Genomic DNA, 13,477 nt, shown 5'->3' with positions numbered 1-13,477 from the left:
TTAGTTACCAAAAATATCAACATCGCCCACGCTATATATTGATGAATCCACGGGGCTAGATGGTAATCCTTGCAAATCTGCAATATTACGCATACTTTCTATTCGGTCAGCTTCACGTATCGCCAGGGGATTTACATTTTTTCTTGATTCTAATAGTGCAGTTAGGGTAATTTCTAATGGCGGCAAATCTTTTGGTGCTGGAGTATCTTCACCAAACAATTGACAGAATATTGAGATTGCTGCCCTTTCGACAATTGCCTGAATTTCTGCACCGACACAACGATGTGTTACCTTCAATAATCTTTGCCATTCTTCTGGGCTAAAGGCATCTCCATCCAGGGCAAAGCGTTTATCAAATCTTGCTAGGTGAATCTTAAATATAGAATGTCTTTCGCCGTTGTTTGGTAAGTCGATTTTGAATATTTCATCAAATCGCCCACTTCTGGTTAACTCTGGTGGTAGCCATTGGATATTGTTGGCTGAAGCGATTATTAATACATCACTTGTTCTTTCCTGCATCCAGGTTAACAACATCCCCGCTAGTCTTCGTGATAAATCATCATCACCTGCAAATCCCTTATCAAAGTCATCCAGGTATAAGATTATACGATTGATCCGGTCTACTAGTGCCAATAACTGTTTAAGCTTGTATTCTGCCATATTTCCATAACTGCGGAAATTACCCCACTCCACGATTACTAAGGGTAATCCCAGTATTTGAGAACAAGCCTTGGCTGAGTGAGATTTACCTGTTCCGGGTGGGCCAATCAGTAAAACACCTTTTGGTAGCCGCAAGTTGTAAGACTTCGCCAACGGTGTTAAGAGTCGTTTGTATCTCTTAAATGCTGACTGCATTAATTCCAGTCCCCCGACTGAAACTGTCATCGGTTGCAGAAATTCCACATTGTAAACTCGTTTGAATAACTCGATTTTATAAGCAGAAACTTTTTTAACTAATTCACTGCTGTCAATTGCTAGCGCACTTTTTACTGCTGTTTCAACATCTACTAAATACATCCCTACACAAGTATTCGCTATTTCATTGATTTGGGCTTGTGTAATTGAGTCGGGTAATATTTTTGGCAGATAATCACTAATTTCCTCAACCGTGGGTAACTCTTGGGTAATTGTCGGTATTAGACCTGCTATATCTGACTTCAGGCTTGCGTTTGGCCCCAGCAACAAAGCTGTTTTACCAGAGTTATCATTGTAAAGCTTAATGTTAATCAGGGCTGACTTAATCCATTCTGCTGTCAGGAAGAAATCTGCATTCGTCCCTCCTTGCCCTAGCCACGGGTATATCCCTTCCAGGATCAACATCCCTTGCAACTGGCTTGTCTTCCAAAACCGCAAAATTTCAAAGGAATCTTCGCGTACAACTTTAAAAGCGATTCTCTTGTACTCTTTAATTTCTGAGAATGCCAATCCCGAATTACTCATTCTTAACTGGTACAATCTGTCATCCTCTAACATCCAGAGATAACAATTAATACCAAGATTAATGCCTTCTTTAGTTAGGTTTTCAAGTAAGCTTATCCTCTCCTGCAATGGAGATTCCACTGCTATTAAGGGATTGTTCTGTTCGCGTAAAGAAAATATTCTTTTGATCAGTTGTGAACTCATAGGTAAATTATTGAGCATCAAACTGATAATAAAGGCTGACTCACTTTCTACTCACAGTCTGAAGTACCCAAGTTTCTCATACTTTTGGCCATTTTTTTATTCGCACTCAGGCAGCAATCGCCACTAAAGACTCAAATCTGCTTCTGACTTACGCTGTTGTTGCTGTTGTTGTTGCTGTAGGGACTTTTCAAGTAACAAATCCTGATTCCAAGAGACTGTTTTGGGTCTTGAGCGTCTAACCTGGGGCAGTAATTTCTTAACAGCAAGTGCCGTAGCTTCTCCAAATTCATCGGAGTTGAACGCCGTTTTGATTTGAGAAATATCCTCTAATCGCTCCACAGGTGTACTTTTGGGGTCAGCAAGTGCCATGTACAGTGTTCGCTGTTTTGGTATTGACCCAGTTTTGGAATATTCCAACATTGCGTATGAGAAAGCATCAATCGTTGAGGAACAAAGCACCACTTTTTCTACTTTGGTCGTTCCTCGCTCACCCAACTGGAAATGGAACCAACTGTTTGTGCGATCGCTTCCAATTGCCAAACCCTTAAATTCACTTCCTTCAAGGTAAGCCCCTTTAACCTGTTGGTTCAAATCTCGCATTACAAACACTGCATTTTGCTTAGAGTCAGCGTAAATTAACCCCGATTGGTGAAATCCGTGTACAAAGTTTGAAGGTAGCCCCCAGAAGTGAGTCAAGTAGTCATGTACTCCAGTCCACTTGCTTTTATCCTCAACTGGTGGCACAAACTTGGGGGCTGGTTCGGTTTGAAGAATATCTGCTGTTTGTTTCTTGACTGCTGCGATCGCTGCTCGTTCTGCCCCCGATTCCCCAAATCTGTCATTGAGCCATGCCAAACCCTGCCGCAAATTGTAATTGTTCACCTGAATCACCAAATCTATTGCCCCACCCCCCTTTTCTACTCCTGGGGAGGCGGACTGAAATTTATCCCCATTTATATTAATGATGTGCCCATGACCTACCCACCTATTAGATTGACTGGGTTTAAAGTCTAAACCTAACTCCCAAGCCACATCTTCCAAGGCTAAGTCACGCAACTGCTGAGTTTGTTGTCGATATTTTTCTTTCTCTTTCTCTAATTGGGCAAGGCGTTGTTGCAGCAGTTCATTAGCTTGAGCCAGTTCTCTAGCTGTTGCTTCCATTTGTCGAAGTTGACGGGCTGCCCTGTCTCGATCTGCGGCTTTGGCTTTGATTTGCTCCAAATTCAACTCTGATACTTCCAGATTTTGCCCAGTTTCTACTATCCGGTAAAAATCCTTTATATCCTCGTGTTTGGCTCTGGAACCCTTCAACCCCCTCTCCAAACCAATCAGCCGCATCGTTTCATAGTAGGAGTCCTGAAATGCTTGGATTTTCTGCCGCCCATCGAAAAAGTGATTACACCGTAGCTGGCCCCGGTCATCCACTGGCACAAAGTAAGCATGAATATGTGGCGTGGCTTCATCTAAATGTAATTCTGCCCTGACTATCCGCGAACCGTATTCCTCAGACAACCATTGGTGCGTCGCTTCTAGCCAAACATCTAATTTATTTTGCTCATAATACCCTGCCTGGGTTGGACATGAGGCACGGAAGTAACTTGGCGATGCACTCAGTAACATCTCGACGCAGTAAACACCGTCAGTCCTTATCTTCCTGTGTTGCGGAGCCTCATTTATCTTTGCCATCACCAAATCTTCTAACCTTGATTCGGGATCGCTGCTGCCTATAAACCTAATATTCTCTACCGACAAATCAGCGTTCGGTGTTTCCCTTTCACGAGATGTGTGAGACGCGCTACTCCCTATATCCTTCTGCTTTATTTTTTTTAAACGAGCGATCGCATACGCCATTCCCGCCCACCTTTTTTCTCTCGTCAACAATATTTCATCTGATAACTAAAATTATTTTTTAGGCTCATTGAGTATTTTTACTCAAGCTTAAAAATGGCATTTTGACCAAATCAAGAATAGCAAAAATAAGCGTACTAGGTACGTTTATTTAGAGGCGGCTGATTCTTTGATTTTCGGCAATTTTATCGCTCCTCGCTAGCTACCTTGAGGGGTACCACACAGCTACCTGTCGGGAAAATCAAAAATCACAAAAAACCACTACTTTTTTGCTCCACAGGTAGCTAGGTGTCACCTGTGTGGTAGCCCGATAACTACCTGTGGGGAATTGTATTATACAATACAGTTTAGCAGTGAATCTACTTTAGTTTTGTGTAGATTGCCAGACTTTTAAAAGATAGGGTGAGTGAAGTTTGAAAAATTAATTAGAGTGCTAATCTATTATTTAGGCTAGTAGACTTGTTCGATTGTCTTTGCATGAGTCTTCGTTTGTTTTAATGCAATAAATTTAAACTTGGAGTCAGGTACAAAAGTTGACCACTAAATCTATAATTTAGTGAGGGTGTTAAGCCTACTTATTCAGAGTCAGTCATACAGAGTTCAAACTGAATTCTTATTTGATAACTCTTAAGCAAAGAAGCTCTTGAGCATGGAGCAGGAAAGCTTTCTAACAAAAGAACATGGGAATAGGCGAGTGAGGGAGCAGTGAGCAGAGGATAAAGATTTTAGATTCCCTTCTACTCAAAGGCTTCAGAGCAATTAAATTGATTTACGCTCAAAATGCACAAAAAATAATACGTCCTAAATTAGACCCCTAAATTTATTTATGGGGCTTCCCATCTGCGCCTCGGACTTTTCGCTGAGTCATTGGAAATATTTGGATTACTGTTTTCGGAAAATTTCTGAATGAATAATATGAATGAGGTAAAGCAAGAGATAATCTCAATTAAGCGTTCTCTTGAGAGTTTGGATGGCAAAATAATTACCTACCTCAAGTCGAACCCTTTGAAACTAGATTTAGATTTTTCTGAGTTTGTTATAAATGCGCTCAAAGCCTACTGGCTACCTTTTGTGATGCATTCTGTAGGAGTGCGTGACGAGGAATTAAGACGCATAGCAATCTGGTCAATCAAACAATTAGAAGGTCAGGCTTCTCTGATCCGCGAGGTTTTTGGGATTTCACCTCAAATAAGTACTGTTGTTCAACTAATGAATACCACTGCTGACTACCCAGGTGCTACCCTTAGCAACGATATATCACTGGACAAGACAGAGCTTGTCAATTCTCAAGGGTCTGACTCAGCGACTGCACTATCTATATCTAATGATGTTGAAGTTAGAGAAGAACTTTTGCTTCCAGATGAAGAAGATTATGACTACGAGAAGGATTTGATACCTGTAGAGATAACAGAGGAAATGAGAAGGACTAGTAAATTATTTGGGGTTTAGTCGTGAAATAGTACGTTTAATTTCGGCAAGTTTATAAGGATGAGAGGGTGCAAGGGAAGTGTGGGGAGTGTAGGAGGTGTAGGAGGTATAGGAGGTATAGGAGGTTAAGGATTTTGTTGAGTAATCATTTTGATTAACCTTGTTTTGTCAAATACCGATGCGCTTCTTACACTCCCTACCCCGGACACACTTCCCGCGCTTCCAGAACTCCCACGCTTGCCACCATGCAACCGCTACACATTCAATCTTTTGAGGTAATTCATGAATAAACCGAATCCAAATCCTGAACCTGCTGTTAATACTCCCAAAATCGTCATCTCAGCTGACATTGGTGGCAGTGAGACAAAAGCGATCGCTCAAATTTATCCTTCAGGTGTGCCAATAGTATTAGCAATGCCACCTGAAATCGCTGATGTCTCTAAAACTTCTGTAGCGCGTTTCGTCCCAAACTCATATAACACCAGTATTTGGGTCGGAATGGGCGATGAGTATTATGTTTTGGGTGCATTGGCAAAAAGTGTTTTTGCTGGGACTTCTGCACTGCGGGATTTAAAATCTCATTATGCTTTACCAAAACTGGCTGGTTTGTTGTGGTTAGCTTGCCGTCAGTTTCAGCTTGATACCAATAATATTGATGCCTTTGTCCAAGTATTGATGCCACCGGGAGAAATTAGTAATGCTCATAATCTCGGTAAAAAGTTAGGGCAATCACTCAACCGGGGAATTGTAACTCCCACCAACAAATTAAAAGGTAAGCTGCGTAATTTTCATGTTGCCCCGGAAGGCAGTGGCATTATGATATACCGCAGTCGCACTCTGGCTGCATCATATACCCAAAAAAATATCGGTTTGCTGATGCTTGGCTACCGGAACGCTAGTTTCGTTCTCAGCCAAAAAGGGAATCCGGCTTTGGCTGAAACTACTGATTTAGGTATGAATTGGTTAGTACAGCAGTTTGTCCAACGCACTGCTGTAGGCTTGTCCAAAGAAGATGAACATTTAGTGACTGCAATCATTGCTGCTGGTAAGGGCAACTTTGAGCCTTTGCGTTCTTTGTCCCGCCAAGCCACACCCGAAGGTGTATCTGCCGACTTAAAATTATTTCAAAACATTCTCCCTGAAGTTCGCTCTGATTACTGTCGCGCTCTTGTACGTTGGATACGAAACATCCCTTCACTTGATGAAATTCTCATTTGTGGTGGGACTGCTGATTTTGTCAAGAAGGAGTTAACTGACCACTTTCAAAATGAAGGTATACCTATTGTTTGGAATGGCGGTGTACAATTCCCTGCTCCTCTTGATACTAAGGGTCTTGGTGAGCGCGTCGCTGATGTTTGGACGGCGCACATTACTTATATATTGATGTTAGACAAGAACTTTGTTTACGACCGCAGACAAGATTTAGTCCCTGACCCCAATAAATCACGACTCTCTACCCCTACTTCTGGCCTTGCCCAACTCCGTGAATACGCCAAAAAACGTGAGGCTGAACAACCTTTAAACAGTTGAAACATTTTGAAGTGCGATCGCTCATAGAGTCAGCCAACTTTCTGAGTGATCGCATAATTCAAGCTAACTATTTAACATCCCAGCCATCAAACAGATTCGGTTGATCTACCCCATACTGTCGCTGCACCAGCCGCCTCAGTTCTGCTACCGAATTGGCTGACTTCATTAAAATCAGCACTGATGTGACATGTGGGGATAATCTCTCCTTTGTTTCATGAGAAAGCATTTGATGTATTTTGTACTTCCTTCGCCCACTTGCAAGAACGGGATTAACAGTGTCGAGCTTGGCTTTTTCCTCTGGTGTCATCCAACTATAAATGAATTCCCAATAGTACAAGCCATTTTTAATGTGCTTTTTGTGCAGCTTACTGATCCGAGCCAAATTCTCTTCAAACTCAGCCTCAAACATTTTAGTCCACGGGCAAGGTGTAGAGAGAATGCGGCAATCATCTATCCGGCGTTGCTCGACTGTGTGTTGCTTACCCCAGACTTGATTAAACCTGCTGATTAGAGAATCTTCAGCAAGTGCATCAACCAGTATTGCTGCTTGATGATTTCCTTGTTTATCAAAGTAACGCCAGATGATCCGAACGTCTTTCAATGACCACGTTACAGCACGTGTCACTGTATTTTTAACCGTATATTCCGCATGGACTGTAACGTGATTTAAGCCTTGCTCCATAAGGGTTTTGTTCACACGGGGTAAGCTAGACTGTAACCTGGTCAACCAGTTTTTATTTATACCAATTGTTTCGAGGATATGATTTTGGGACATCCGGTATTCTTCAGTTTCAACAATTCTAATCGCGTCAAACCGATAGTTGCCGATGTACAACTCAACTGCTTGGGCTGCGGCGAAATTTTTCTTAGCCATAATTAGCTGTGCGAGATTTTCATCAACTCTTCGCGCAGCGCTGAACTCAACTATTAAACTGCTCCATCACGACTCTAACAATATATGAATAACGACCAAGAACTTTACACCCAACAGCTAGCCCAATTTGCTGCGTCTCAAAGTTTTGATGAACGTTCAGTGGAGTTTTTCGATGACGTTTGGCAAGAAGCGGGAGTTAAAGACATCGCTAAAATGACTACTGCTGATGCTGAGTCTGTATTGCAAGTCTTGAGCGAGAGTGAAGCATCACCAGAATTTACTAAAGCTCTACTAGCGCAAGCCATAACAGCAGGAATGCCTAAACACGTTGCAGGATATATCTTGGAGAGTGATACTGACGGGGATGGACGCACACTTGCACAAGAAATCTTCAATGACGGTACAAGTCCGTTTCAACCGAATCAACCATCAGTACTTGCCTCCCAACAAAACCAGTTTCAATCCTTTAGTCAAGAGAACGAAGACTTGGAAATCCAAATTTAGCCAAAAGTACGATTTTTTTGTAGACTCCTGGTTATTGATTTTTTGGGGCTAGAAGACCTAAACTTTGGCTTATTCGTTAGCGTTTCACATGCTCTAAAGGTGTAGCTCTTATGAAGAAAGTTTAGGGGGAAAGGGATAGAATTTTCCCTTTAACCTTTCCCCCTCTTCCAAATATTTGTTCTACACCTTTTTCCAACTTTGAACTAAAGCTATGACACTACAATTACCAACCCACAACGGTACACACTCTCAAAAAGCAACAGACTCATTTACTATCCCTCAACAGAAAGAGCGACTAGAAAATCTGTTGTATCAGAAGGTTCAACAAGGGGAAGACATATCCCCTTGTATTGAAGCTCTCCATTATTTAGCTTCAAAGCAAACAACACAAGACCAACTGCAAGTGATGTGGGCTGAAGTAATCAAAGAACGCTCGACATTCAATTCACTGCAAAGAGTAATCATTACAGCCTTCGCCATCTTAGGAATGATTGCCTTTTTTAATGGGGCATTCGCCAGAGTCAAACCATCGACAGCTGCTAACCCACCTGCTGTTCAACCTCATTAAAAAGATTTTGCTAAAAAGCTGAAAGCCTTGTCTGCTAACCCTTTCAGCTTATATTATTCCTCACTATGCTTAGGCTCACCTAATATGCTGTGTCTTTGTCGAAAGGCAGACTGTCAGCATCCTCAAAGTTACGCAGGTCTTGCTCCATCTGCTGCCGACGTTGAACGTAAGTTCTGCTATCTTCAATCCTTCCTCTCATCTGCCATGCACCAAAATTAATACCCTTTTCTGCGTATTTAGCAGACACTTTGTTGTAATCATCAACCTCGATTTTCTTGCGCCACTCAAGCTGTTCCAGGGCACTTTCACTGATACCAATTTTCTGAGCATATTCTATATATTCAGGTCTGAGAGAACCATCGGGGTTAAATTCCTTTTTCTCTTGTTCAGTAAAGAAATCGTAGGCTGTGTAGATTGGCCACGGCTCTGGGTCAGTCTCGTCCAGGTGCTTCCACTCGTCGTATCTTGCTTTTAGCCTAGAGGCATAATCATCAATTGCCTCATTACTCATTCCCACAGATAACATTTCTTGTCGAGCTTCATTTTTCAAGCTGCCATCTGGATGGAACTCATCCTTGTGCATATTTATCCAACGCTTAATTCTTGACATATAAATCTCCTCAAAAGTTGATTAATTTTCATCAATTCACTTAACAGTTATGGCTTTAGAATTGAAGCATTTTGACCCTCGTTTAAATCAGTGGATCTATATAGACGATAACAAAACTAGCTCTCAATCAATTTTAACTGAAAAGCTCAGTAATACTTTATTAGAATTTTATTTTCCTGGCAAAGAATTCTCGTTTGGACACTCAGATGAATACAGCACCGCCGAAGAATTAAATAATCATCCAGATGGACAGATTTTATTGCTATCTTCTAAGACTCGCTTACTTTATGGAGATAAAGAATGTTTAGAAACGATTCAAAAAATTTGTCCAGATAGTAAAGACCGTGGAGCTTATGGTTCAATCTTCCTTGGGGCTTGTAAAAATTCAATTCACGAAAAGTTAAGCATTCTGGTAGTAGATGATTCTACTAATAACCGGGGTGAAAATGGAGGAATATTATCGAATGATTTGGCATATAAATTAGTTGGTGACTGTTATGGGCAGATTTCAACACAACTTTATGACAAAGTAACCTTAAGAGAATTCCAAGCAGATAAAAGCTATCGTGTAATTCAGCATCGATTTGGTTGGGTAGATGGAGTAGGAGAAGATACTACTAAATATCGTTTTGGCAAAGGAACACTGCGACCATACAGGCTAGATGAAATCAAATATGCAGATCCAAATAACAAACCAAAAATTGATATAATTCTCCCTGTAAGCAGTTTTAAGGGAACAGATAAGGATAGACCCAAAGGCCCCACTAAACCTCAAATTCAACCAGGATTATATCAGCAAAATATTTGGTTAGCTGAAAAAGGGCAATCTCAACAAGGTCAGATGTCTATCTCCCAACTGCTGGCATCTTTCCCCCAAGGAATTAAAGATTTTGCCGAGTCACTAGAGGTACAAGCTGAAAAACTAGCCTCTATTCAAGATGACCCTAGAAATGTTGCTGCATACTATTGTGAAAGATACGAAAAACGTAAAGAATCATTGAGCCAAAACAAATCAAAGACAGGAGAAGTCACAAATCTTGAAACAGATATTAAAAACTTAGAGACAAATGATGACTTAGATGCAGATCAGGAGTTAGATGATGACCCCGCCAAAGATGACTTATTCATGTACAAACTCATTAAAGCCGATTTACTTGGTCATCAGCAGTTATTAGAAACAGAGAAGGTCAAACAGGAATTAAATCGGTTTGTACAAAGTGAGTGGCGAGATATTGCTGTAGGGAAAAGGCTTACTTTTGACCGAGGAATGATTATTCCATCCAAGGAACTCAAAAATGGTGAAATCTGTGTCTCTTGGCTTGATGAGCAAGAAAAAATTCTTAACTTCCGTTCTCCTTTTCTTAATTCTAATGGTTTGTGTGTTTCTAATAATAAATATGTTAAGGATCAGCTAGGGCCAGATGGTGAACCCTTAGAAGGCATAATTGTAGTCAATGACGAAGACCACAAGCGTATACAAGCCAGAATTACAGAGTTAGAAGCGCAAGGAATCGATGTTGATTTTATCGACCCGGCAGAAACCGAATCAGAACGCCAAGCACGAGATTTTGATGGTGACTGCATTGGTGTGGCAAAAGCCAGCTTATATCCCAATTTAACAGCAGAGGCAGAGCGAAGAAATCTTCCCCAAAACGCTTATTCCCCCACAGTTAAGCTAAAAAAGCAATCATTTTATGATCCCACCGATGGAACCCAGCCCCCATTTGAAAAAATTGCTATCCACATGAGCGATAGCATCAGCGTGGGCATAATCAACAATCAGGTTACTGCACTGGAGGCATTAGAATCAGAAATTGAGGTACTAAAAACTTACGGTACTTTTGAGCAGAAATCAAATTATCTAGACCAAGTTTCTAACCATTACGAAACCCTGTTTGAGCAAGAACAGTGCAAAAAGCCAAAGTTAATTAGAGAGGAATACAAGCCTTATATGCAAGGGTTTGTTGAACTTGCTCATTCTGAAAGAACCCCAGAAAATATGCATCAAGCGATGGATATTAACCGCTTGATGTATCGGAGTATGATTGAGGAGGGATGTTATCAAAACCAAATAGCGGTTGATTTATTCAAAAGTGCTAAAAAACCTGAGATGGATAAAATCAGGGAAAACAGCCGCTACTTGTATCGTGATGTTAACTATATTAAAGATAAAAAGTCGCGTTCAGTTTATTTAAACACGGGGATAACACCAAAGGGCTACTCCCCAGTAGAATTATTAATTAATCAAACTAATAAATATTTCCAAGAATCACAGTTAGAATCGCGCCCCATCGTCCAGTTTAAAGACTTGTTCAAAGGGGTAGAATTTACACCACAGCAGAAATTTGCAGCGATCGCGGCGAAGTACGAGTTTGACCAGAAATTCAACGCAGCGGTTCGGATGTCCCAACGGCGTGAAACCGAGAAAGGGCCATCCGCAATTGTGCAAACTCCACAGTCTTGCAAACTGGAAATTACCAATCTCACCCGTTACGGGCATCCTGAAATCTGGAAAGCCGAGACGTTGAACATTCGCCTAGAAGAAATTAAATTTACAAGTAGTGAACGCCCCCACAAATTACTAGCAGTCGCCCAGATTAATGGAGAAATTGATAAAGATGGGAAACCCGCATACCGTCATCTTGGGACAGTTAGCCAACAGTCGATAACTGACCATAACCTCAAACCGGGGATGGCCACGCAGGGGGCTAAAGTACTAGAATTTAAACCAGAACTTACTAGAAGCCAAACTAAACTACTCTTTGCCAAGGCTTATGATGCGGCTGTTGCATTTTACGCGAAAATCCCAGAGTCAGACAAACTTGCTGCGGCTGCCGCCGCTTGGAACATCTGTGCATCCCGCCAAGATGAACTGGAAGTTGCACGTAAAGAAAACGCAAACCCCCAGGCTTACGCTAAAAAAGTTTCCAATTTCGCCTTCGCTGCTTTCCCCAATGAGATTATCTCCCGACTGGAGCAGTTGCAATTTACTGAACCAAAGTTAGTCACGCTGAATAATGAAGCGAATCAATTTTTGGGTAGAGACTGGAATCCCAGCGAAAAACACGCGATAGAAATTAGGGCTAGCCACCACCCACCGGGACACGAACGCCACGTTTCCAGACTGTTATTTGTACAGGATACTGACGGCGAATATAAAGAATTCGCCATGCTTGAACCCAGAACTGGACAGCTACCGATTGGCACAAAGGCACAAGCTAATTTCGTTGGCGTGGAACCTGCTACTGCAAAGGCCACTATTGGAATACCAGGAAACGAGCCGACTGAGATTACCATCCGCGAACTCAAGAACTTCTCTTATGCAGGACTTGTTTTTAACGACCAACCCGTAAATCTAGAGTTTGGTACTGTGCCGGTGACTGATAAAACTGTCAAGCTCAAAATTGATAATAAAACTTTGGGTGAGTTAGACAGTGATTCTGTCGAACAGTTAAAACAAGTTGATTACCTAAAAAATGCTTTGCCCCTGAAGTTGAAACTTACTTCTATCTCCGAAACCGGAGATCAAGCTTTTTTGTTGGGTGAGTCCCCAAATGGTAATCTCCTCAAAATTAATAAAATTAACTTCTATGATTTTTCTGGTCAGACATTTAATGACCAAGATTACCGAAAACTGACTATCGATTTGCCACCTTTAAAAACCAGAGATGCTGTGTTTTTGAATGGTGAACCATTAGGAGTACTGCACTTCAAAAAGGACAAAGACGCGCTCAAACAGCTTGGGCTACTCAAAAGCGGACAATTGACACCTGCACCCGCTATTATTCAAAGTAATTTTTCATTAGTCTGCGCCAAAATTGACCCCAGTACTATTGAGTATCCCCAGAACTGGACGAAGGAATTCCAAGTTTTTGGGACTCAATCGGTTAATCCCCAACAACAAGAGATGATTAATAGCAGTGAGCCAATTCTACATCATATTAAAGAGCGTCCCACATTCCTATTTTCTACCCAATCAAACAAAAAGCTTGGAGTCATGGGCTTGGCTGTTGACAACCATAAAGCTGATACTGTTGCTAAATGGTTAACTGCTCAAAATGTTAAATTCTCGCTTGCCCCACGCGAAAATGTTATTAGAGAAACCAAAAAAGGTTTAGCAGTATTTAACTTGGTTAATAGTTCAATTCCCCCCAAAACTTTAGATAACATGACCAAGAAATTTGGGGCTGTGATTGAATCAAGTACTGAATATCAGCAACTCGTTAGCTCCCTTGCCACGCGACCGCAATTTTTAAAACCGCCAGAACAAACAGCACAATCCCCACCTAACCAATCTACAACTCCATTACTCTCTAGTACTCCTCCTACACCAGAGATTACTAATAGTGCAAAAACCGAACCTTTAGGCGTAGAGAAGCCCCCGACAATTACTATTGATGATTTGAGAAATTGGTACAATGCCGCAGATAAGTTAGGGAAGCCAGAAAATTACAAAAAACGGATTATTGAGGTGGCTAATGGGTTTAAAGCT

General features: G+C 41.4%; 9 protein-coding genes. 5 read left to right on the top strand and 4 right to left on the bottom strand.

Features of this window, described 5'->3' with window-relative positions; translation table 11 throughout:
• Together ACWATR_RS33665 and mobV are read right to left on the bottom strand one after the other, a co-directional pair.
• Window positions 1-1,623: an ATP-binding protein gene (locus tag ACWATR_RS33665; protein WP_460342702.1), complete on the bottom strand. Its 1,623-nt coding sequence runs from the start codon at window positions 1,621-1,623 to the stop codon at window positions 1-3.
• Window positions 1,624-1,746: 123 nt separating this feature from the next.
• Window positions 1,747-3,501 (bottom strand): MobV family relaxase, encoded by a 1,755-nt coding sequence (mobV, locus tag ACWATR_RS33660; protein ID WP_460342699.1) that lies wholly within the window; start codon window positions 3,499-3,501, stop codon window positions 1,747-1,749.
• 876 nt (window positions 3,502-4,377) lie between these two features.
• On the opposite strand from mobV, the gene ACWATR_RS33655 reads away from it, so the two are divergent.
• Window positions 4,378-4,920 (top strand): hypothetical protein, encoded by a 543-nt coding sequence (locus ACWATR_RS33655; protein WP_460342696.1) that lies wholly within the window; start codon window positions 4,378-4,380, stop codon window positions 4,918-4,920.
• A 261-nt stretch (window positions 4,921-5,181) separates the two neighbouring features.
• A complete protein-coding gene (locus ACWATR_RS33650; protein ID WP_460342693.1) occupies window positions 5,182-6,429 on the top strand; it encodes a ParM/StbA family protein in 1,248 nt (415 codons plus the stop codon).
• A 67-nt stretch (window positions 6,430-6,496) separates the two neighbouring features.
• Here the strand turns inward: ACWATR_RS33650 and ACWATR_RS33645 are convergent, their stop codons facing one another.
• Complete coding sequence (locus ACWATR_RS33645) at window positions 6,497-7,303, bottom strand: hypothetical protein (RefSeq protein ID WP_460342690.1); 807 nt, start codon at window positions 7,301-7,303, stop codon at window positions 6,497-6,499.
• A gap of 84 nt (window positions 7,304-7,387) precedes the next feature.
• On the opposite strand from ACWATR_RS33645, the gene ACWATR_RS33640 reads away from it, so the two are divergent.
• Both ACWATR_RS33640 and ACWATR_RS33635 read left to right on the top strand, forming a co-directional pair.
• Window positions 7,388-7,807 carry a hypothetical protein gene (locus ACWATR_RS33640; RefSeq protein WP_460342687.1) on the top strand — a complete coding sequence of 140 codons (420 nt, stop codon included), beginning with the start codon at window positions 7,388-7,390 and terminating at the stop codon, window positions 7,805-7,807.
• A 211-nt stretch (window positions 7,808-8,018) separates the two neighbouring features.
• Window positions 8,019-8,375, top strand: coding sequence for a hypothetical protein (locus tag ACWATR_RS33635; RefSeq protein ID WP_460342684.1), 357 nt, complete (start codon window positions 8,019-8,021; stop codon window positions 8,373-8,375).
• A gap of 79 nt (window positions 8,376-8,454) precedes the next feature.
• Here the strand turns inward: ACWATR_RS33635 and ACWATR_RS33630 are convergent, their stop codons facing one another.
• Window positions 8,455-8,985 (bottom strand): hypothetical protein, encoded by a 531-nt coding sequence (locus tag ACWATR_RS33630; RefSeq protein WP_460342681.1) that lies wholly within the window; start codon window positions 8,983-8,985, stop codon window positions 8,455-8,457.
• 49 nt (window positions 8,986-9,034) lie between these two features.
• On the opposite strand from ACWATR_RS33630, the gene ACWATR_RS33625 reads away from it, so the two are divergent.
• A partial coding sequence (locus tag ACWATR_RS33625; RefSeq protein WP_460342679.1) for a hypothetical protein occupies window positions 9,035-13,477 on the top strand: 4,443 nt, incomplete at its 3' end.

This window comes from Nostoc sp. UIC 10890 (genome assembly GCF_054786515.1).
Note: the sequence above shows the minus strand (reverse complement) of the source record. Positions and strands in the feature narration are given on the sequence as shown.